We start from the raw sequence: 20,675 nt of genomic DNA, 5'->3' as shown, positions 1-20,675 counted from the left end.
AAAGGTTCCCTCCGCTTCCGATCATCACTGCAGAAACGCCTTCACGGCCCTCGCCACGGCCCGGGTCCGTTCGACGGGAAGCATGTGCGTTTCGCCCCTGAACAGCTTGAGCTGCGAGGAGGGAATCAGCCGGGCCGTTTCCTCCATCGCGTCGACGTCGAAGAACGGGTCGCGGGTCGCGCCGACGAGGAGCGTGCGGGCCCGGATCGCTTTCAGCCAATCCGGATTTGAGCCAAAATCCTCGCCCGCCACCGCGTGGAGGCCGCGCACGATGGTGGCGGGATCGTTCATCGTCTCCCGGAGCCTGCTGCGCTCCTGCTTCAGGCGCATCCGGAGCAGCCAGTTGAGCCAGGGGCGTCGGAAGACGAGGCCGAATTCGTCGAGGAAGCCCTCGAAATCGCCCTGCCAGGCGCAGGCGATCTGCCGGTCGACGCTGCGACGGCCTTCCCGCGAGAAGCGGTGAGCGCTCACCATGAGGACCAGATCCTTGACGAGATCGGGATGGTCGGCGGCCAGACGCGTCGCCGCGAAGCCGCCGAAGGAAATGCCCATCACGCTCGCGGGGCCGATCTCCTCGCGCAGGATCCGCGACACGTCCCCGACGATGGTGCCGATGCTGTAGCCCGCCGGCGGCGCGGGATCGTAGCCGAGCAGATAGGCCGTGCGATGGGACGGCAGGAGCCGGGCGATGCGCCTGGCATCTCTCGCCGTGCGGGCGGGCGTGGGGCGCCGGACGAAGGCCTGCCCGCCGTTGAGAACAACGATGGGGTCGGGGCCGGAGCCGATCTTCGCGAAGGGAATGCGGCTCAGGAATGTGCCTGTGTCGAAAGTCGTCATGGTCGAAAGCTGTCGCTGGAGGCAGCCTGTCGCGGACTATGCGCGAGAGGAACAGAGGGCTGCTTCGAGTCAGATGGAAAACCTGCCGGAGGAGATCGCGGACGGATGTGCGCGATCACACGCCATCCACACATGGGTGGAGCGGAGGAAAAGGCAGATTGTGGAGCCGACGGACGCTTGAAGGGCGGCGGCGGCTTGCGGGCCGGAGTGTTTTCTTATGAGCGCAAATCCGCGCCGTCAACCGCCAAGCTGCCCGGGCCACGGCCCTTGTCGCCGGGCTCGCTTCGGTGCCGTTTCCACGGCCAGCGCCCCTCGATCTCCACTTCGAGGGAGAAGCTCAGGAAGGTGCGGATGAGCACGATGCCGCCGAGGATGAGCAGGCTTTCCAGGGACGGCTCGATGGCGACCGTGTTGATGATGTCGGCCGCAACGAGAAACTCGAGGCCGAGCAGGATCGCGCGCCCGATATTGGAGCGGTAGAGCCCGAAGATGTCGTCCAAGCCGCGCCCCTGAAGCAACTGCCAGAGGACGGCGAGTGTCGCCCCCAAGGTGCCGAGGACGATGATGGCGATGCCGCCGACCTCGATGGCGCGTGTGGTGAGCTTCAAGGCCTGCGGGAACCAATCGTCCATGAGCAATCCTTCGCACGGAGCCTGGACAATGATTCATAGGACAGTGCGTTCAGCCCTCCAGGGGAAGCTCCCCAGGAAGTCCGGTACGCCAAAGACAAGGGCCGGTCTAAGACCGGCCCTTGCTTCATGATCGGGAGGGGAGGCTGTCGGATCAGTAATAGGAGACGCGGCCGTCTTCCGTGTCGACGTCGTTGAACGGGCTGCGGCCGTTCAGCACCACCACCGGCGAGCCGACGGGCACGCGGTTGTACAGGTCGATCACGTCCTGATTGAACATGCGGATGCAGCCGGACGAGACCGATTGGCCGATCGACCAGGGCTCCGTCGTGCCATGGATGCGGTACATGGTGTCGACGCCGTTGTTGTAGAGATAGAGCGCGCGGGCACCGAGGGGGTTCTGAAGGCCGCCGGGCATGCCGCCTGCCCATGGACGGTTGCGCTCGGGTTCGCGCTTGATCATCGCGGCGGTGGGCGTCCAGTTCGGCCATGCGGCCTTGCGGCCGACGCGCGCGCGGCCGGCCCAGGCCATGCCTTCCTTGCCCACGCCGATACCGTAGCGGATGGCGCGGCCGCCTTCCCGCACGAGATAGAGATACCGGGCCGAGGTGTCGACCACGACGGTGCCGGGTTCCTCGCGGCCATAATAGGCAACCTCTCGGCGCAGGAAGCGCGGGTCGACTTCGGAGATGTCGGTGGCGGGAAGCGGATGGGTCTCGTCCGGACGCGAGCCGTACATGGCCATGAAGGCGGGATCGATGCGGCTGACCGCCTGCTGCGGCGGACCCGACGTCGTGACACAGGCGGCGAGCGCCATCGGAAGAATCAGGGCGCAGAAGCGGATGGCGTTTCGCAACATGGGCAAGCGTGAGGCCGTTAGAGCAAACATCAGTGGGGGAGGCTCGCAGTTTCTGGTTTTTCGCTTTTGCCGCCAGGAGTTGCTGGCGGCGCTAAAGATCCAAGAAGTTCATAGCCCAGGTGGTGACAACAAGGTGTTACTGCAATGGCAGAAATGTGGCTGAGCCGCGCTGTGATCAAAAGGACACAATCATTGGGCAGGGTTGAAAGGCTTCCCCCAGGATGGGTACAACATCCGCGCAGGGCCCTGCGAGGGGCACGGCCTTTCCTTCAATGAGTGACGCGATGCAATCTCTTGCCATTTCCATGCTGACGATCTGCGGGATTTCCGAACTGCCGGACCAGAAGGAGAGGGCCGTCACGCATGTGCTCTCGATTCTCGATCCGGACCATCCGGATCCGGAGGCTTTCGGGGCCTACGATCCCCACCACCGCACGATCCTGCGCTTCCACGACATCATCAATCCCATCGAGGGCATGATCCTGCCGCAGGCCGAGCATGTGGAGGCCGTGCTGCGCTTCGGCGACGAGGTGGCGGCGGGCAGGGCCCAGCGGACGGAAGGGCATCTGCTCGTTCATTGCCACATGGGCATTTCGCGTTCGACCGCCGCGATGCTCACCCTGATGGCCCAGAGCACGCCCGAGGAAAGCGAAGACCGTCTCTTCGAGCGCCTGGTCGAGATCAGGCCCCAGGCCTGGCCGAACTCGCGCATGATCGCGTTCGCCGACGATTGTCTGTCCCGCAACGGCCGCCTCGTCGACGCCCTGCGCCGGCACTACGGACGCCAGATCGGGCGCAAGCCCGAATTCGCGCAGTGGATGCACGAGCTCGGCCGCGGCCGCGAGGTCGAGATGGCGGCCTGAGGCGCCGACGCCTCGGTTCTTGACCGGGAGCCCGGGACGGGTACTCTTGCGCCGTCGAAAAAGGCGGACCGGTTTGGTTAGCCCGGTCGTTTCCCGCGGGAAGCTCTGGCTGGTGCGGTTGCACCAAGTCCCATGACGTGAGCCCTGGCGCATGGTGCGCCAGGACAACGTAGGGACATGACCTGATGCAGCAACAGATATCCGTCATCACGCTCGGCGTGGGCGATCTCGCCCGCTCCCGGCGCTTTTATGTCGAAGGTTTCGGCTGGAGGCCCGTCTTCGAGAACGAAGACATCGTCTTCTACCAGATGAACGGTTTCGTCCTCGGAACATGGATCCGGCGCGCCCTTGCCGAGGACATGCGGCGCGAGGATCCCGCCGCGCCGGGCCTCTGTTCTCTCGCCCACAATGTCACCCGTCGCGAGGATGTGCAGGCCACGTTGGATCGCTTGTCCCGTTCAGGCGGCCGGATCATGTGGCCGGCCGACGCGCCGCCGCATGGGGGCTTTCGAGGCTATGTGGCCGATCCTGACGGGCATGCATGGGAGATCGCATGGAACCCCGCCTGGGCGATCAGCCCAGACGGGAATGTGATCTTCGGCGTGTAAGGGGAGCAAGCGTCCGCCGCCTCAACGCGGCGGACGCTTGATTCAGATGCTCCCTTCTTCGATGAGCGCCTCGTTGCGCGCAACACCGGTTCTCACTTTTGCGGTCGATGCTCTACGCCTTGCCCAAAGCGCCGAAGCGCGCATCCTCCGCTCTCGCGTGGACGGGCAGCGGTTCCTCGCTCGCGAGTTCTTCGAGTATCGGGCAATGGGGACGCGAATCCCCGCAGCAATGCTCGGCGAGATGTTTCAGGGTCGAGGCCATCTCCTGCAGCTCGCGGATCTTGCGCTCGAGCACGTCCACATGGCCGAGGGCAATGGCCTTCACGTCCTTGCTCGCGCGCTCGCGGTCGCGCCACAGCGAGACGAGATCGGCGATCTGCTCCACGGAGAAGCCGAGATCGCGGGCGCGGCGGATGAAGCGGAGCGTATGCACGTCGTCATCCGAATAGACACGGTAGCCCGCCTCCGTGCGCACGGTCTTCGGGATGAGGCCGGTGGATTCGTAGTACCGGATCATCTTGGCGGAAACGCCGGAGGCCGAAGCCGCTTGTCCAATGTTCATGCCGCACCTCCTGCGGTTTGGGCGGCAGGCATTGGGTCCTGCCGCGTCTCGATAGGGGCCTTGAAGCGACGCAGCCGCAGCGCGTTGCCGACCACGAAGACGCTGGAGAGCGCCATGGCGGCGGCCGCGACGACGGGCGACAGAAGGGTGCCGTCGACAGGATAGAGCACGCCCGCGGCGACCGGGATCAGGACCACGTTGTAGGCGAAGGCCCAGAACAGGTTCTGCCCGATATTGCGGATCGTCGCCTTCGACAGGGCGATGGCGTTGACGACGCCGCGCACATCCCCGGACATGAGCACCACGTCCGCGCTCTCGATGGCGATGTCCGTGCCCGTGCCGATGGCGATACCGATATCGGCCTCGGCCAGCGCGGGCGCGTCGTTGATCCCGTCGCCCACGAAGGCGATGCGGCCATGGGCTTGGCGCAGGCGCTTCACCACGTCCACCTTGCCATCGGGCAACACCTCCGCGACCACCTCGTCGATGCCGATGCGCCGTGCGATGGCCTGCGCGGTCCTGTGGTTGTCGCCGGTGATCATCGCGACCTTGAGGCCCAAGCCGTGCAGGGCCGCGATGGCCTCCGGCGTCGATTCCTTGATCGGGTCCGCCACGGCGACGATGGCCGCGAGCCTGCCGTCGATCGCGGCATAGAGCGGGCTCTTGCCCTCCGCGCCCAGGCGGGCCGCCGTGTCGGCGAAAGCGGCCACGTCGAGCCGGAGCTTCCGCATGAAGCGGTCGGCGCCGACATCGACCCGGCGGCCCACCACGACGGCCGAGACGCCGAAGCCGGGCACGGCCTCGAAGCTCTCGGGGACGGGAACCGTCAAGCCCCGCCGTTCGGCGGCCGCGACGATCGCCTGGGCGATCGGGTGCTCGGAGCGGGTTTCCACAGCCGCGACGAGCCTCAAGGTATCGGCCTCGGCGAAGCCGGCGGCGGTGACGAAATCCGTCAGGTCGGGGCGTCCTTGCGTGAGCGTGCCCGTCTTGTCGAGCGCGACGACGCCGATCTCCTTCAGGCTCTGCAGCGCCTCGCCCCGGCGAAAGAGTACGCCGAGCTCCGCCGCGCGTCCCGTGCCGACCATGATCGAGGTCGGTGTCGCCAGCCCCATGGCGCAGGGGCAGGCGATGATGAGCACGGCCACCGCATTGACGAGCGCGAAGGTGAGGGCGGGCTCCGGCCCGAGGATGAGCCAGGCGGCGAAAGTCAGGGCCGCCGCCGCCATGACGGCGGGCACGAACCATGCGGTGATCGCGTCGACCATCGTCTGAATCGGCAGCTTCGAACCCTGCGCCTGCTCCACCATGCGGATGATCTGAGACAGGACCGTGTCCGCGCCGATGCGCGTGGCCCGGAAGGTGAGGCCGCCATTCTTGTTGATCGTGCCGCCGACGACCTCCGAGCCCGCCGATTTTCGGACCGGAACCGGCTCGCCGGTGATCATGGATTCGTCCACGAAAGAGGAGCCTTCGACGACCTCGCCGTCGACCGGCACCTTCTCGCCCGGGCGCACCTGCACGATGTCGCCGGTGAGCACCTGGTCGAGTGGAAGTTCCAGCGTTACGCCGTCGCGCATCACTCGTGCGGTCTTGGGGGAGAGGCCGATGAGACGCTTGATGGCCTCCGAGGTCCGGCCCTTGGCCTTGGCTTCGAGGAAGCGGCCGAGCAGGATCAGCGTCACGATCACGGCGGCCGCCTCGTAATAGACATTGGCCATGCCGGCCGGCAGAACCTCCGGCAGGAAGGTCGCCACCACCGAATAGGCATAGGCCGCGCTGGTGCCGAGGACGACGAGGGAATTCATGTCGGGCGCTCCTCGCAGCAGGGCGGGAACTCCCTTTTTGAAGAAGCGCAGGCCTGGTCCGAACAGGACGAGCGTCGTCAGGGCGAATTGCAGATACCAGCTGGTCTGGTGGCCGAGGGCGTTCATGACCCAGTCATGGATGGGGTCGATGAAATGCGAACCCATCTCGACCACGAAGACCGGCAGGGTGAGGACGGCCGCGCTGGCGAGAGCGCGCTTCAGGCCGGAGATCTCGGCCTCGCGGGCCGCGCGCTCCCGGTCCGTCTCGTCCCGGTCCTGGCGGATCTCGCGGGCCTCGTAGCTCGTCGCGTCGACGGCCGCGATCATCCGGGCGACCACGTCGGGTCCGCCGAGATAATCGACGCCGGCGCGCCCGGTCGCGAGATTCACGCGGGCGTCCACCACGCCGGGAACGCGCTTGAGCGCCTTCTCGACCCGCGCCACGCAGGATGCGCAGGTCATGCCCTCGATCGCGAGATCCGCGTGGTGTTCCGCAGGCTCATAGCCCACGGCCCGGATGGCCTCGGCCACCGCGCGGGAATCGGCCCGGTCGGCCGCGAACGACACATGCGCCCGTTCGGTCGCCAGGTTCACATTCGCGGCCGTCACGCCGGGAACCGCGCGGATCGCCTTCTCGACACGGCCGACGCAGGACGCGCAGCTCATCCCCCGGACGGGAATGTCGACGCTCTCCGGTGCGGTGGAACGGTTGGTGGCGGCCATCTCGAATCTCCTGATCCCCATATGGGGATGAGGTGTAATCCTTCCAATCATGGGAAGGTCAAGACGGCCTTATGGTTGCGTTTTGCAGGAACTCGGGCCGATCATGGGCCATTGTTCCGACATGTTCGCGCCCTAGGCCGCGAGCTGAAACGTCGCCGCATGCCTGCAGGAAGGCCATGCATGTCCATCGTCACCCTTGACCGAGCTGGTACCGACCTTTGAAGCATAGCCATCACCAGGGGCGCCCCTTCCGGATCCTCACCTACAACGTTCACCGCTGGCTGGGCACCGATCGAAAAATCTCACCCATGCGGACCGCCGAGGTCATCGCGGCGTGCAACCCGGATATCGTTGCGCTTCAGGAGGTGCGGGCCGGACGCACGAGGGCGGGGGAGGCCGACCAGGCTGCCGGCCTGGCGGAGAAGCTCGGGATGGATCTTCATTTCCAGCCCACGATCCGGATCCTGGGCGAGCAGTACGGGATCGCCATTCTGACCCGGCATCCCGCCCGTCTCGTGAAATCCGGGCGTCTGCCGACGCAATCGACCAGACCCTCCTTCGAGAAGCGGAGCGCCCTGTGGGTGCGCACCGAGATCGACGGGCAGACGGTCAATGTCATCAATGCCCACCTGTCCCTCCGGTCCGGCGAGCGCCGGGCTCAGGCGTCGGCCCTGGTTGGACCCGACTGGATGGGACATCCCGAATGTGCCGATCCGGCGATCCTGCTCGGTGACTTCAATGCGCCGCCCTATTCGCGTTCCTACCGCATGATCGCCGACCGGCTGCGGGACGCGCAGCTCTCGAGCGCGCGCGGGGCGCCGCAGCCGACCTTCCACACCCGGGCCCCCTTGCTCCGCCTCGACCATGTCTTCGTCACCGGTTCGGTGGAGGTGGTCGACGCTGCCCCGGTCAGGACCTTGCTCACCCGCGTCGCCTCGGACCATTTCCCCCTACTGGCGGAACTGCGGGTGCGCAGCCACGCCACGGCTTCGGCCGCGGGCGGCAGGGAGGTGCCGCAAGGGGAGCTGATCGCGTCCGGCCAGGATCCCGCCTCGGAATGAAGGCGCGCCGCGCCCGCCTCTATGACTCCGGGAAGTCTCGGGGACTCCCGCGAGCCTGAAGGCCCATGCGTGGGATCCAAAAACAACACGGGGAGGCAAGGAGCCGCTAAGGGCTTGGAACCCCTTGCCATCTTTTTCGTGGGCGGCTAGGCAGCCGTTGCCATGCTGCCATTGTCCGTGTTCATCATTGCCAAGAACGAGGCCGACCGGATCGGCGCGACGATCCGCGCCGTGCGCGACCTGACGGACGATGTTGTGGTGATCGACTCGGGCTCGACCGACGGCACCCAGGCGCTGGCCGAGGAGCTGGGCGCACGGGTGCTGTTCAATCCGTGGCCGGGCTACGGCCAGCAGAAGCGCTTCGGCGAGGAGCAGTGCCGCCACCCCTGGCTGCTCAACCTCGATGCCGACGAGGAGCTCTCGCCGGCCCTGCGCGCGGAGATCCGGGCGCTGTTCGCGCACGGCGAGCCGCCACGCCCGGCCTATGGGATCCGCATTGCCGAGACCTATCCCGGCGAGGCCGCGCCGCATCCGCTGGCCTACCGGATCGCGCCGGTGCGGCTCTACCACCGCGAGGTCGGGCGCTACTCGACCTCGCTGGTGCACGACCGGGTCGAGCTTAAGCCGGGCACGCGGGTCGGCAAGCTCAAGGGCCTGGTCCATCACCGCTCGATCCGCTCGCTCGGCGACCAGATCGCCAAGCTCAACGTCTACACCGACCAGCTCGCCCTCGACCTCGAGGTGCGCGGCGTCTCGATCCCGACCTGGCGGCTCTATTGCGAGTTCCCGGCTGCCTTTCTCAAGGCCTATTTCGGGCGGCTGCACTTCCTGCGCGGCACCTACGGCTTTCTCATCGCCATGAACTACGCCATCTGGCGCCACCTGCGCCTCGCCAAGCACTACGAGAAAAAACGCCTGAGCTCCATGGCGAAGGCGACCAAGACCGAGCGGGCCTGAGCGCCTTCGCGGGGAAACGTCGCGTCAGAGCGCGGCCGTGACCTGGATCTCGAGGGCATAAGCCGGGTTGGCGAGCCGCGCCTCAACGCAGGCCCGCGCGGGCGTATGGCCGGGCACGACCCAGGCGTCCCAGACCGCGTTCATCTCATCATAGGACCCCATGTCGCTCAGCCAGATCGTGGCCTGCAGGAGCTTGGACTTGTCGCTGCCGATCTCGGTCAGGGACTGTTCGATCTGCGCCAGCACGTCCCGGGTCTGCTCCGTGACCGTCCCTGCCAGGGTGGTCTCGGGCACGTAGCCCGAAAAATAGGCCGTGTTCCCGTGAATCACGAGATCGCTGTAACGGGCGGCGACGCCGATTCGATTGATATCTGCCACGTCAGGCTCCTTTGGTCTCTTCGATGCCGCCTCCTAGAGCATCGGACGTGAAAAGTGGAATCCGCTTTTGGGATTCCATCCGATGCGCTCCTCGAGGAGAGGACCGCACGGCCGAGGTCGGGCGCGTGGCCTTTTCCTTCTTAACGGGATGCTTTTGGGCCTTGACGAAGGGCCCTTGTTCGCGTCTATTGCGCCACCTGCGAGGCAGGGTTGTGGACCCTGTCCATTCGCGAACGGAGACGTGGCCGAGAGGCTGAAGGCACTCGTTTGCTAAATGAGCATACCCCAAAAGGGTATCGAGGGTTCGAATCCCTCCGTCTCCGCCATTCCCTTTCTAAAAAGCCTTATTGCACAGTGGATTAGCTGTGTTGGTAATGGTTGAGCCCGCATTCCATCCCACATTTTGATTTGCCTGTGATGTCGCTTGCTTGAGGTGCGACAGGCATTCGAGATTCAGCAACTCTGGGACAACTTCTACGAGACGCGTCGCAAGGCCGCCCCAGTCTTTCACTTGGTGCCGGAATGCTTCGCGCCAACGATCTAAGCCGCGGCACGTCGGCGGACGTCTTCCAGGATAGAAAGGACTTGGTCGACCTCACTTTCGGTGAACATGCCGGCAATGCCCATGTCATTGAGGTCCGTGAAGGGGCTCTCGTAGAGGAGCCGCGGGTCCATGGCGCCGCGCTCCGTCAGGTGATCGATGACCATGTTGAGGAACTCGATCTGGTCGGCAGACAGGTTCTTGGCCGAGAGGAAGGCATCGAAGGCTTGCTTGGCCGCATCCCGTTCCAGCCCGATGAGAGAGCGCACAAACAGGCCAAGGCCGCCATCGGCTTGGACCCGCTCGATCTCGGTCGGCGCGGCAATACCAGCGTCCAGGAACATGCGCTCAAGCTCGGACAGGTCGGTCGGCGTCAACGGCTCGTTCCTGCGCAGCTTCAGGATCGCAATGTGGTTCTCATGAGCGCGGACGAAATGTCGAGCCTTGAGCCGGAAGCGATCCATGTCGGTGCCGACGCTGACGCCCCTCAGTTCAATGGCGTTACCCGGTCCGATCTCATCCTCGAAATCCGTGTAGACGATGGGCCGTTGCTTCAGCTCGATCAGCTTGACCAGCTCACGCAGGCGGCGGCGCACAGTCTCCAGCATCGGGACGGTGATGTCCTGCCAGAACTCGTCTGACTGGATGTCGATGATAAGCTGAATCTCCCGCGCCACCATGGGCACGTTCGAAAGCTCTTCGAGCAGGCGTGCGATCTGCGACACCTTCTTGCGCAGCCCCTCAAAGGCTTTCTCCAGCCGCAGACAGGCCAGCTGTGTTTTGAAGATGAGCAGGTCAAATTGCTTGGCCGGAAGATCATCGTCCACGAGGCTCGATGGCAGTCCGGCTATATCGTCGATAAGCTCTGTTTGCTCATCGAGGCCGAGCTTCGACCAGGCGTCATCGGCGGCATATTTCTCGACCAGACGACGCTTGGGGCGAACCAGGAAGTTGTCGAGGCTCATGCCGTTCACTTCGTCCCGCAGGCGCTTGGCCAGCTCGTCACGAAGGATCCCGCATTGTGCCTCAAGATCGGCCTTGGATCCCGGCTCGCCTATGGAGCTGATGGGCGTCGGGGGCTGGCTGTAGTCGCCGGGCGGGGCAGGGGAAGCATCCTTGCCCAGCAATCGATCAAGTTCGCCGATGAGTTCAACACGCGACGCAAACAGCCGCTTCGACAGGGAGTCGCCGAGAGATCCTTCGGCCAGATCCGGGTTCTGATTGAAAAACTCGAAGTTCTGGCAGAAGTCGAAGACGGCGAAGAATTCTTTGTGCTGCTCCGGCCCAAACAGATCCGGACACAAACGGGTGCCGCGCCCGATCATCTGCCAGAACTTCGTCTTCGAGCGCACGATCTTGAAGAAGACGAGATTCACCACCTCCGGCACGTCGATGCCGGTGTCGAGCATGTCGACGGAGATGGCGATATGGGGAGCCTTCTCCGGCTGGCTGAAATCATCGATCAGGGACTGGGCGTATTCGGTCTTGAAGTCGATGACCCGCGCAAAGGCCCCCTTGAGGTGCGGATAGTTCTCGTCGAACCGGGAGGCGATGAACTGCGCGTGATCGTGGTTCTTGGCGAAGACGATGGTCTTGCCGATGCGGTCGCCATTGGCCACCTTGAGGCCGTGGGTCATGAGGTGTTCCAGAACCTTGTCGACCGTATCCTTGTTGAACAGCCACTTGTTGACGGCAGCGGCCTCGACGCGGTCGGGAACCGTGCCTTCCTCATCCCATTCGATCGCGTCCCAGGCTTCCTTCTCCTCGTCGGAGAGGTCGTCATAGGAGATGCCTTCACGCTGGAACTTGAGCGGTACCGAAATGGCTTTCGGCGGCACGAGGAAGCCATCTTTCACGGCCTCGTCCAGGGTGTAGGCATCCGTCGGGACGCCGCGCTGGAGATTGAACAGGCGATAGGTGTCTCGGTCGATCTCATCCTTCGGCGTTGCGGTGAGGCCGACAAGAAGGCTGTCGAAATAATCGAAGATCGCTCCGTACTTGCGATAGACGGAGCGGTGAGCCTCGTCGATGACGATCAGGTCGAAGTGGCCGGGGCCGAACCGGCGCTTGCCGTCCCGCGCCTCGTCGATCAGGCCCATCATGGTGGGATAGGTCGAGACATAGACGCGGCCCGTCGCCTCCTTGTCGGTGACGAGGTTCACAGGCGAGGCTGCGGGCAGGAAGGTCTTGAACGCGTTCACCGACTGGTTCACGAGCGCCACGCGATCGGCCAGGAACAGGATGCGCCGCGCCCAGTTCGCTGCCATGAGCAGGTCGGCCAGTGCAATCACCGTGCGGGTCTTGCCCGAGCCCGTCGCCATCACCAAAAGGGCCTTGCGCTGGTGATCCTTCTCGAAGGTTTCGGCCACGCGGCGGATCGCGCGTGTCTGGTAATACCGCTCAACGATGGCGCGGTCGATCTCGGCGGAGCCAAGAGGCTTCAGGGTCTCGCGGCGGCGGATGGCGAGTTCCAGCTCGTCCTTGGTGAGAAAGCCCTGGATGGGACGCGGAGGATAGCGCCTGTCGTCCCAGATCCAATGCTCGTAGCCGTTGGTGTAGAAGATCACCGGACGCTGGCCGAAATGGGTCTCAAGGCAATCGGCATAGAGTTTTGCCTGTTGCTGGCCCTCTCGGGGATCACGCTTTGTCCGCTTGGCTTCCACGAGGCCCAGCGGCTTGCCGTCATCACCCCACAGCACGTAATCGATATAGCCTTCGCCCTTCAGGTTCGGCATGCCGGTGACGCGGTATTCCCGGTCCTGCGGCTTGTCGAGCGGCCATCCGGCCTCGTTCAGGAGAAGATCGATGAAGGTGTCGCGGGTTGCCGCCTCGTCGTAGTCGTGGGTATCGGCCTGGTGGCTGTTCTCGGCCTTGACCTGCGCGATTTGGGCGCGCAGCGCCGCGATCTCGTCCTTCAACTTGGCCCGCTCGGTTTCGCTGGCGAGACGCTTGGCTTCCGCGTCGTCGCGGGCTTTCACCGTCTCGGCGAAACGGCGGGCGATCTCCTGAAGCTGGCCGAGGGTTCTGGCTTCGACGGGGGAGGTCTTCGGCAGCGCCTCGGGCGAGAAGGTGACGGCCGGATCCGGCTTCGCGCCCTTGGCATAGGTATGAACGAGCCAGTAGGAAATATGGAACAGCTCGCGCAAGGCCGTGGCGGCCTTCGCGAAAGGCACGGTCTGCCCATCATGGACGGCCTTGTTGCCGAGGTCCTTGATGATCCGCGCCTTGGCGACGATTGGCTCGCCCACGAGGTTCTTGAAGCTGGCCTCGTGGATATAGGCCGAGAGCGTATGCTCGAAGGGATCTCTTAAACTCGCCTCATGGCGGTAGAGCCATTTGACCAGCACTTCGACGGAGAAGCGGGCATAGAAGCATGCGGCCCGAGGATCCGCGTGGGCGAGGCTCTCGGCCCGCGCTGCATGCTCGTAGACCTCCGCGAATTCAGGCGACAGAAAGCTGAATTGCGACCCCATCCTCTGCCCCGGCTTTTTTCTCGATCAGTGCGTTCATGCAGGCCGCCAGCGCCTCGCGACGTTCAGCCAGGAAGTCACGATATTTCGCAACCTGCAGTCTGTCGAGATCCGCCGGAACACGCTGTGTGGTGAGAGCGCCAATCCCTTGCTTTTGCATGATCTCCTTCAGGTAATCCGTAGGCTCGCGGCGTCCCAGACGACGATTGGTCTGGCCCGTGATGAAAGCCATATTGGCGATTTCGTTGATTTCGCCGGTCTCGTAACCGTTCTCCTTGAGGAGCGCTTTGGGGAAGATATGATGCCACTGGATGAAGTGAAGGCGGCCCTGATGGGTAAGCGAAAGACCCAAGCCGCTGAACCAATCCTTGGCTCCGGCATCCTTGAGCGCGAGGTAAGCCAACGAGAAGAGCGGACTGCCTGCGCCGCGTCCGGCAAGATCACCCGCTTCGATGTGAAGGCGCCCGAATTGCCGCTTGAGAATGTCGAGGAGTTCCGAGAGGTCGTCCCGGCGGAAGATGACGGCCAGATCCTCGTTGAGCAGTGTTTCGGTTGAGCCGCGCGAATAGCGGCCACGGGCATTGGCCACCAGGAGCCAGCGCAGAAGGATTTGCTGCTCCTCCCGGCTGATCTTGTTCTTCTTCACGCGGCTGATAGCGGCCAGGGAGTGGACGAACATCGGAGAGGAAAGGAGGGATTCATCCTCGATGCCCGCGTTGGCACGCAAAAAGTTGATAGCAAAGCGCAATCCCTCCTTGGCCTCGGCCCACCCCTTCTGAAGGTCTGAGACCGAGGTGGTCGCGACGGCGCGGAAAAGGCACTGCTCCGTGGCAAAAACGACGATCGCACGCACGAGCTGACCAAGGTCGATCGTGAAGCCGCTCTGCTCGCATTCTTCCTGAAACTGTTCGAGCTCCTTGAGCAGGTTCGGCCAGCGCGATGTCATCTGAGCGAGAGCGAGATCGGAGGAGCGCAGCTTCGCCCCGAGCGAGTTCACCCGCACGAAAATTTCCGTCACCTCCTCGTAGCTCATGGAACGTTCGAGAACATGCACGACGTAGGAGTACTTGGCGATGTCGCGCAGCTTGTTCAGGCGCTGCGTGTAGCGTTGCCAGCGCGGGTCCTTGAAGGAGGTGATGCCTGCTTTTTCGAAGAACTCCGAGTAATCGGTGCCTTTGAAAACCTCGCTCACCGATACCCAGTTGGGCAGAGCCTGCAACTGCTTGCTTCCGACCACGAAAGTACGGCGCCGGAACCGGTCGGCAAGGGCCGAGGCGCTGTCTGCCTCGTCCAGATCATCGGTGTCATCCACGACTTCATCATCCGCCATCAGAGGCGTGTCCTCGTCGCTCTCCACTTCGGCCTGATCCGTGGGGGGACCATCGGGATGATCGAGATTGAAGAGGATTTCGATGGGACGCTTGCGCCCGCGTACCGTCACAGGCTCGCCGCTCAACACGGCCGTGAGGGAGGTCAGCCGCTGCTGCCCGTCGAGCAGCAGCTTGCGCCCGGCGAAAGCGGTCGTGTCCTGCGCGACGGCAAAGTCGCGCGTCGGCACGGCTTCATCCGTTTCCCACATGAGAATGGAGCCGCTGGGATAGCCACGATAGAGCGAGTCGAAAAGATCGCGCACCCGCGTTGCCCGCCAGACGTAGTGGCGCTGGATTTCGGGCAGGCGCAGTTCACCGCGCTTGTACATGTCGACGAGCGTGCTGATCGGGATGTTTTGCTGCTGCATGGGCTCACGTTGCCGGAGAAGGCGCTGTCCTGGAGGATGGCGTGATGCTATTTCGCAACTTGTAGTCTGTCGAGATCTCCCAAAGCATATGTTCCTGACAGTTTAGGAAAATGACCCGCGAAGGCGGACCGGACCGTCTCCCAGATGACGGGATCGTGGGGGTGCTTCCACTTCACGGTATTGAGAACCCAGTAGCCTGCGTGCTTCAGTTCCTCCGCCAGCGCCTTTTCCATGGCGCCGACGAGATCACGCAGGGGCAGGTGTTTTGCCATCAAGGCGGCGCGATCCAGCCCGGGAGCGTGCTCGACCTCCGGGTAGATCGGCCCATGAGTGACGAGGTGGAAAGCCGCGCAGTCCTCCGGCTCAAGGCCCTCCTTGCGAAGATGCTGGCGAAGGGCGTTCTGGGTTTTGGCGGAACCCAGATGTTGACCCATGCGCGTGTAGGCGGCGCTCGCATGAGGGCTCGAATTGTCGCCGGTGCGTCCGACGTAAAGCATCTCGCCCTTCGGCGTCTCCACGCGCCAGACATAGAGCCAGAACCCGCGCTTCAGCATGGGGCCGGGGAGAGTCAGCACATGGGTTGACGCCGACATGCTCAAAGCTCGCCGCGGAAGGCGCGGTGTTGGAGGGAGGCGAAGAGGGTGTCGAGTTGGGCGAATTGGGATTGTTGGGCAGCAAACAGTTCTTCGACGTACGAAACCTTCTCCGCGAAAGCTTGCTGCAGCTGCAGCGGAGGAAGTTCAATGTCGACGCCCCTTAGACGCTCCTTGGAAATGTTAGGCATTGAGCCTGCCGATCCACCTGCGAGCCTTTGTACTTCCTTACGCTTTGTTGGATACGCCAATAACGCTTGAAGATAGTCAGGCACGAGGATTCCAAGATCTGCGATTCGCAACCGGAAGATCAAGTCCGACAACATCAACCGCGATCTCGTCGCGCGGACAAGTGCGCATGCAGCAACAAGATCGTAGGTATTCTTCCTCGTGAACAGAACATCGCCTGGGCGAACCTCAATTGATGGGCGTGGTTCAACAGAATCAGGAAGAGCCTTATGCTCGTTATCATTAAAGGCACAGCTTGTTACTGCGCTCAGTTTCAGAACACCCCACTCTTCCGATCTGGCTGGTCGATCCAGACAAGTTGGACTCCAGCCGCTTTCAATTCCGGAAAGGAGTTCTCCAAGAGGAACCCGTTGCCATCTCTGCCTGTTCTGAACTGGATCCCCGAACATTTCGAGAAAGATTGCCTGCTTGAGGCTGCTCAACTTTGTAAGCGCTACATTCTGGGCATGGCGCAGCGCGTCGGCTTGATCGAGGATCGCCGCAATCCGCCGCTGCTCATCTAGCGGTGGGAGAGGGATCTCTAATTCTTTGAGATTGTCTATAGGGTAGTTGTCGGCTGTGGTTGCTCGAACCCAGCTTAGAATAATGGGCTCAGAAGATTTCAAAAAGCGCGCAAGAAATTCGGGCAGAATGTGCCGGCTACATTCCAGTGACTTCATGTCCTGATTGATGGCAACGGGAATTCTGTTGATCGCCACAGGCGCAGTGTGTTTGAGAACTCCTGAGCGAACGACCAGCAAGACTGTGTTGGCGGGCAGAAGATTGGCTGCGCTATTTTCAATAGCCTCTTGCGTTATCTTGATTTGAGCGTCTTTGATGTCCCAGGACTTCATGTCCTTAGGTGTGACCCACGGGATGTCGCCGCGAAAGAACGAGGGATTATTGCGTTTGGGAGTACCTCCCCCGCGGACTTTAACTAGTTCACCAAGCGGGATTGTCGGCCATTTCATCCCACCATCTCCTCCAGCTTCGCCAGCCCTTTAGCGATCTCCGCCTCAAGCCGCTTCAACTCGCGGATGATGTCCGCTGGAGCCTCGTGCTGTACCTCCTCGTGCTCGACCTCCTTGTAGCGGTTGAGTGAGAGGTCATAAGCGCCGTCCTTGGCAATGTCGGCTTTCGGCACGCAGAAACTCTGCGCCGTACGGGCGCGCTCACGCTCCGCGCCGTTGCGCTCCTCCCACCGCATCACCACGTCCGGAAGGTTGTTCCTGGCATGCTCGTCTTCCGTCAGCGGCGTTTCCGGCGAGGGGCCGAGCTTGTCCTCGGGCAGGAGCGGCTGGCGCTTGTCGTCGAGGGACCAGCCGTCAGCCTCCACATCATAGAACCACACGTGATCCGTGCCTCCGACGCCGGTCTTGGTGAAGAGCAGGATGGCGGTGGAGACGCCCGCATAGGGGCGGAAGACGCCGGAGGGCAGCTTAATGACGGCATCGAGTTTGTGTTCCTCCACCAGCATTTTGCGCAGAGCCTTGTGCGCTGTAGAGGAGCCGAAGAGAACGCCGTCCGGCACAATCACCGCCGCGCGTCCTCCGGTCTTCATGAGGCGCAGGAACAAGGCAAGGAAGAGGAGTTCGGTCTTCTTGGTCTTGACGATCCGCTGCAGGTCCTTCGCGGTCGCTTCGTAATCGAGCGAACCAGCAAAGGGCGGATTGGCGAGGATGAGACTGTAGCGGCCCGCTTCACCGGCATTGTCCTCGGCCAAGGAATCCCGCGCCACGATGGCGGGGTTCTCGATGCCGTGCAGGATCATGTTCATCGAGCCAATGCGCAGCATGGTCGGGTCGAAGTCGAAGCCGTGGAAGGCGTCCTCGTGGAAATGCTTGCGCAGGACCGGATCACGGAAGATTTCCGGGTGATGCTTGCGCAGGTATTCGCCTGCCGCGACCAGGAAGCCACATGTCCCGGCTGCGGGATCGCAGATTACGTCCTTCGAATTAGGCTCGGTCAGCTCTACCATGAGCTTGATGATGTGGCGCGGGGTGCGGAACTGTCCGTTCTGACCGGCGCTCGCGATCATTCCAAGCATGTATTCATAGATATCGCCCTTGGTGTCGCGGTCGTCCATCTTCACGGCGTCGAGCTTCTCGACCACCTTGGCGAGGAGGGCAGGGGTCGGAATGCCGAAGCGGGCATCCTTCATGTGCCTACCGACGGCGGAGTCCCGCCCGTTCAAATCGCGGATGAAAGGAAATACGTGCTCGTCCACCACCTTGAACATCTCGCGGGGCTCGAAGGCCTTGAACCGGGACCAGCGCAGGTCGTCATAGGCCCGCCCGCCATCCTCGCCACGCCTGTCCTTCCCTTCGGGAAAGATGCGCCGCTCCATAGGGATCTTCAGGGTGGCGGCCTTGCGCTCCTCCAGGGTGTGCAGCTCGTCCAGCCGCTTGACGAAGAGCAGGTACGTGATCTGCTCCATGACGGCGAGCGGGTTCGACAGGCCCCCCGCCCAGAAGTCATCCCAGATCGACTTGATCTGACTTCGAATCTCACCAACCAGCATGATGCCCCCTGACGTGTTGCTCTCTTCATGTCCGATCGGGGGAGGACTCCGCAAGGCCGTCGAGGGGTTACCTTCGAGTTATGGGACAATATGCCGTGCGAGCCACAGTTGACGAGTCTTGTACCCTAAGGGAAATTAACCGAATCGTAGGAAATATTACGACAAGCGAGTAAGGGGGCTTCTTCGCCATGTCGCGCCTGTTCGGCTCACCAGTGCTCTGGCATTGGTCGACGCGCATCGTTCTGTTCTGGGCTCTGACCGCCAGCTTAGGCTATGCGGCGGCACTGGTTTTTCCCTTCTCGCAGCCGCTTCTGATCTGGGATGTCTTCGCTGAGGCCTTCCAGGGTCATTTCGAGCGTATCAGCGAACAGGCCTTCGCCTTTGCTTTGGCCTCCCTGATTGTCCAGGCGGCCGCGGCCCTCGGCGGGGCTTACTTTGTTGCGCATGTCGTCCTGATCCGCCTTGCCATGTGGTCGGCGCGCTCGATCGCCCGCAGGGCCAGGAGCTTCGAGGATTTCGCCGCCGAGTACGACCGTATCCACGATCGCATGCGCCGCCATGCCCTGGTAGGCCACGCCTGGGGCGAGTTCGCCGAGACGCTGGTGCGGGAAGACAATGTGGTCCGCAATACGATGCGCCCGCAGGCCTTCATCAATATCGGAGGTGCCCGCGAGCACCTGTTCGGTCTGAAGATGATCGGCTCGGTGCCGGGCTTTTTCGTCGGGCTCGGGCTGCTCCTTACCTTTATCGGCCTTGCTTTCGCGCTTCACGAGGCAGCATCGGCGACGGGCGCGAAGGATTCGGGGCTCATGCTGGGGGCGCTGGGCAAGCTCCTGGCCGCTGCCACCTTCAAGTTCTCGACCTCGATTGCAGGGCTCGGCTCGTCCCTGGTGCTTTCCCTCGCCTTCCGGACCTATACGATCTGGATCGAAGGCGCGTTCGATGGCCTGTGCCGTGAACTGGAGCGCAGGCTGGTGTTCTTCCCGCCGCAGAAGATCGCCGCCGAGGCCAACGAGATCATGGCGCAAAGCCGGGATCAACTCAAAGAAATCAACAGCGACCGCTTCTTCTCACGCCTGGGCGAGAGCGTGGCGCCAAGCCTGCAATCCGCCATGACGAGCGCCGTGGCGCCGATGGCGGAACGTCTGGACGCTGCCATGGGGCAGATCACGCAGACCAGCCAATCCGGGATCGAGGATATGCTGCGCAAGTTCCAGGAGGGACTTCATCACGGAGCCGGATCCGAGCTGCGAGAGCTCGCGGGCAGCCTTGGCGCCATGCAGGGCACGCTTGCCGATGTGCAGCGCAATCTCTCGGGCTCGGGAGAGGACTTTTCCCGCCGCCTCAACGAATCCGCCGAGACCCTCAACCGCCTCGTGGCCCAGGCCGGGGAGCAACTCGGGGGCTCGGCCGAGGCGAGCCGCTCCATGCTTGAGCAGGTCGTGGGCGAGCTTCGGACGGCTTTCGCCGTCGCCAACGAGCAGATCACGAAGACGCTCGCCACCTCGGCGAGCGGCGCAGCCGGAGCGCTCGAGGACGCGATCTCGGGCATCACGACGAAGCTGGAGAGCCAAGCCGCCGCGTTCTCACAGGCCATCGAGGCAATGCAGCGCAGCTCCGGCGAGCAGGCGGACGCCATGGCCCGGGCTGCGCGCGAGGCGTCCTCGGCCGCGGCCTCAGCCTCCGCCTCGGCGGCTCAGGAGGCTGCCGAGATCCTGCGCGGGGGCGTTGCCTCGGTTGCCGGCGAAATGCGCGCCAGCGTCGAGGAACTGGCCGCCACCCTGCGCCGGACGGAGGCCTCGATGGCTCAGCAGATCGGCCATGTCGAGGCCGTGTCGGCCCGTTCACGGGAAACGGCCGATGCGTTCGGCGAGGTGGCCGCAGGTTTGCGCGCCGCAAGCCAGCCGCTGCTCGCATCCTCGCAGACCATCGCAAGTGCCTCCGACCGGATGGCGAGCGCCGTGCAGGGCTCCGTCGGCGCGCTCGAAAACAGCCATCAGGCGGCGGCCGCGCTCGCAGGGTCCCTGCGCGACCAAGTCGAGGAGGTCCGGCGGATCTGGGCCGAGTACGAGCAGCGGTTCGGTCGGGTCGATCAGGAGATGGAGGCGGCTGTCCTGCGGTTCGGCGAGGAGGTCCGCAAGCAGCAAGACGCGACACAGGCCTTCGTGCTCCAGATCGACACCCACTTCAAGCAGGCGGCCGACAACCTCCAGCGCTCGGTTGGTGAGCTGAGCCAGACCAATGAGGAACTGGCGGATGCGCTCCTCAAGGCCGTCGGCAGGCGTGAGCTGGCATAGACCAA

Annotated in this window: 16 protein-coding genes and 1 tRNA gene; 6 read left to right on the top strand and 11 right to left on the bottom strand. The window is 63.5% G+C overall.

Translation table 11 applies throughout. From position 1 onward, the window contains the following. Window positions 1-24: 24 nt before the first annotated feature. The 3 genes from AB8841_RS23910 to AB8841_RS23900 form a co-directional block, all read right to left on the bottom strand. On the bottom strand, window positions 25-837 hold the full coding sequence (locus AB8841_RS23910) for an alpha/beta fold hydrolase (protein ID WP_370438255.1): 813 nt from the start codon (window positions 835-837) through the stop codon (window positions 25-27). A gap of 215 nt (window positions 838-1,052) precedes the next feature. After that, window positions 1,053-1,469, bottom strand: a complete 417-nt coding sequence (locus AB8841_RS23905) for a DUF1622 domain-containing protein (RefSeq protein WP_370438254.1) — start codon at window positions 1,467-1,469, stop codon at window positions 1,053-1,055. A 151-nt stretch (window positions 1,470-1,620) separates the two neighbouring features. Next, complete coding sequence (locus AB8841_RS23900) at window positions 1,621-2,325, bottom strand: L,D-transpeptidase (protein ID WP_370438253.1); 705 nt, start codon at window positions 2,323-2,325, stop codon at window positions 1,621-1,623. Window positions 2,326-2,609: 284 nt separating this feature from the next. On the opposite strand from AB8841_RS23900, the gene AB8841_RS23895 reads away from it, so the two are divergent. Both AB8841_RS23895 and AB8841_RS23890 read left to right on the top strand, forming a co-directional pair. Next, entirely contained in the window at window positions 2,610-3,188 is a 579-nt protein-coding gene (locus AB8841_RS23895; protein ID WP_370438252.1) for a tyrosine phosphatase family protein, read from the top strand. A 185-nt stretch (window positions 3,189-3,373) separates the two neighbouring features. Next, on the top strand, window positions 3,374-3,796 hold the full coding sequence (locus AB8841_RS23890; protein WP_370438251.1) for a VOC family protein: 423 nt from the start codon (window positions 3,374-3,376) through the stop codon (window positions 3,794-3,796). Window positions 3,797-3,908: 112 nt separating this feature from the next. Here AB8841_RS23890 and cueR read toward each other — a convergent pair whose 3' ends face one another. Both cueR and AB8841_RS23880 read right to left on the bottom strand, forming a co-directional pair. Next, window positions 3,909-4,358, bottom strand: a complete 450-nt coding sequence (gene cueR / locus AB8841_RS23885; RefSeq protein WP_370438250.1) for a Cu(I)-responsive transcriptional regulator — start codon at window positions 4,356-4,358, stop codon at window positions 3,909-3,911. After that, a complete protein-coding gene (locus tag AB8841_RS23880; RefSeq protein WP_370438249.1) occupies window positions 4,355-6,886 on the bottom strand; it encodes a heavy metal translocating P-type ATPase in 2,532 nt (843 codons plus the stop codon). Before AB8841_RS23880 ends, cueR begins: the two co-directional genes overlap by 4 nt. 308 nt (window positions 6,887-7,194) lie before the next feature. Between AB8841_RS23880 and AB8841_RS23875 the strand changes: the two genes are divergently transcribed. Both AB8841_RS23875 and AB8841_RS23870 read left to right on the top strand, forming a co-directional pair. After that, entirely contained in the window at window positions 7,195-7,947 is a 753-nt protein-coding gene (locus tag AB8841_RS23875; protein ID WP_370438248.1) for an endonuclease/exonuclease/phosphatase family protein, read from the top strand. Window positions 7,948-8,109: 162 nt separating this feature from the next. Beyond that, window positions 8,110-8,904 carry a glycosyltransferase family 2 protein gene (locus tag AB8841_RS23870; protein WP_370438247.1) on the top strand — a complete coding sequence of 265 codons (795 nt, stop codon included), beginning with the start codon at window positions 8,110-8,112 and terminating at the stop codon, window positions 8,902-8,904. 24 nt (window positions 8,905-8,928) lie between these two features. Here AB8841_RS23870 and AB8841_RS23865 read toward each other — a convergent pair whose 3' ends face one another. After that, on the bottom strand, window positions 8,929-9,282 hold the full coding sequence (locus tag AB8841_RS23865; RefSeq protein WP_370438246.1) for a RidA family protein: 354 nt from the start codon (window positions 9,280-9,282) through the stop codon (window positions 8,929-8,931). 235 nt (window positions 9,283-9,517) lie between these two features. Here AB8841_RS23865 and AB8841_RS23860 point away from each other — a divergent pair. Continuing rightward, window positions 9,518-9,608 (top strand) — tRNA-Ser (locus AB8841_RS23860). Between the two features lie 214 nt (window positions 9,609-9,822). Here the strand turns inward: AB8841_RS23860 and AB8841_RS23855 are convergent. Genes AB8841_RS23855 through AB8841_RS23835 form a run of 5 tightly spaced genes read right to left on the bottom strand, consistent with a single transcriptional unit; the run spans window position 9,823 to window position 18,373 of the window. Continuing rightward, window positions 9,823-13,296: a DEAD/DEAH box helicase family protein gene (locus tag AB8841_RS23855; RefSeq protein ID WP_370438245.1), complete on the bottom strand. Its 3,474-nt coding sequence runs from the start codon at window positions 13,294-13,296 to the stop codon at window positions 9,823-9,825. Next, a complete protein-coding gene (locus tag AB8841_RS23850) occupies window positions 13,265-15,031 on the bottom strand; it encodes a DUF262 domain-containing protein (RefSeq protein ID WP_370438244.1) in 1,767 nt (588 codons plus the stop codon). The genes AB8841_RS23855 and AB8841_RS23850 overlap by 32 nt, the downstream gene beginning before the upstream one ends. 47 nt (window positions 15,032-15,078) lie before the next feature. Beyond that, window positions 15,079-15,624: a hypothetical protein gene (locus tag AB8841_RS23845; RefSeq protein ID WP_370438243.1), complete on the bottom strand. Its 546-nt coding sequence runs from the start codon at window positions 15,622-15,624 to the stop codon at window positions 15,079-15,081. 2 nt (window positions 15,625-15,626) lie between these two features. Next, complete coding sequence (locus AB8841_RS23840) at window positions 15,627-16,823, bottom strand: restriction endonuclease subunit S (RefSeq protein ID WP_370438242.1); 1,197 nt, start codon at window positions 16,821-16,823, stop codon at window positions 15,627-15,629. After that, complete coding sequence (locus AB8841_RS23835; RefSeq protein WP_370438241.1) at window positions 16,820-18,373, bottom strand: N-6 DNA methylase; 1,554 nt, start codon at window positions 18,371-18,373, stop codon at window positions 16,820-16,822. The genes AB8841_RS23840 and AB8841_RS23835 overlap by 4 nt, the downstream gene beginning before the upstream one ends. Before the next feature lie 188 nt (window positions 18,374-18,561). Here AB8841_RS23835 and zorA point away from each other — a divergent pair, with 188 nt between their 5' ends. Then, window positions 18,562-20,670, top strand: coding sequence for an anti-phage ZorAB system protein ZorA (zorA, locus tag AB8841_RS23830; protein ID WP_370438240.1), 2,109 nt, complete (start codon window positions 18,562-18,564; stop codon window positions 20,668-20,670). Window positions 20,671-20,675 lie beyond the last annotated feature (5 nt).

This window comes from Microvirga sp. TS319, from assembly GCF_041276405.1.
Taxonomy (GTDB): Bacteria; Pseudomonadota; Alphaproteobacteria; order Rhizobiales; family Beijerinckiaceae; genus Microvirga.
The sequence above is the reverse complement of the archived record's forward strand: the minus strand, read 5'-3'. Positions and strand labels throughout refer to the sequence as shown.

Excerpts from the sequence above, each read along its gene's own strand:
- AB8841_RS23910 (WP_370438255.1), bottom strand. The coding sequence starts at position 837 with ATGACGACTTTCGACACAGGCACATTCCTGAGCCGCATTCCCTTCGCG.
- AB8841_RS23905 (WP_370438254.1), bottom strand. The coding sequence starts at position 1,469 with ATGGACGATTGGTTCCCGCAGGCCTTGAAGCTCACCACACGCGCCATC.
- AB8841_RS23900 (WP_370438253.1), bottom strand. The coding sequence starts at position 2,325 with ATGTTGCGAAACGCCATCCGCTTCTGCGCCCTGATTCTTCCGATGGCG.
- AB8841_RS23895 (WP_370438252.1), top strand. The coding sequence starts at position 2,610 with ATGCAATCTCTTGCCATTTCCATGCTGACGATCTGCGGGATTTCCGAA.
- AB8841_RS23890 (WP_370438251.1), top strand. The coding sequence starts at position 3,374 with ATGCAGCAACAGATATCCGTCATCACGCTCGGCGTGGGCGATCTCGCC.
- cueR (WP_370438250.1), bottom strand. The coding sequence starts at position 4,358 with ATGAACATTGGACAAGCGGCTTCGGCCTCCGGCGTTTCCGCCAAGATG.
- AB8841_RS23880 (WP_370438249.1), bottom strand. The coding sequence starts at position 6,886 with ATGGCCGCCACCAACCGTTCCACCGCACCGGAGAGCGTCGACATTCCC.
- AB8841_RS23875 (WP_370438248.1), top strand. The coding sequence starts at position 7,195 with ATGCGGACCGCCGAGGTCATCGCGGCGTGCAACCCGGATATCGTTGCG.
- AB8841_RS23870 (WP_370438247.1), top strand. The coding sequence starts at position 8,110 with ATGCTGCCATTGTCCGTGTTCATCATTGCCAAGAACGAGGCCGACCGG.
- AB8841_RS23855 (WP_370438245.1), bottom strand. The coding sequence starts at position 13,296 with ATGGGGTCGCAATTCAGCTTTCTGTCGCCTGAATTCGCGGAGGTCTAC.
- AB8841_RS23850 (WP_370438244.1), bottom strand. The coding sequence starts at position 15,031 with ATGCAGCAGCAAAACATCCCGATCAGCACGCTCGTCGACATGTACAAG.
- AB8841_RS23845 (WP_370438243.1), bottom strand. The coding sequence starts at position 15,624 with ATGTCGGCGTCAACCCATGTGCTGACTCTCCCCGGCCCCATGCTGAAG.
- AB8841_RS23840 (WP_370438242.1), bottom strand. The coding sequence starts at position 16,823 with ATGAAATGGCCGACAATCCCGCTTGGTGAACTAGTTAAAGTCCGCGGG.
- AB8841_RS23835 (WP_370438241.1), bottom strand. The coding sequence starts at position 18,373 with ATGCTGGTTGGTGAGATTCGAAGTCAGATCAAGTCGATCTGGGATGAC.
- zorA (WP_370438240.1), top strand. The coding sequence starts at position 18,562 with ATGTCGCGCCTGTTCGGCTCACCAGTGCTCTGGCATTGGTCGACGCGC.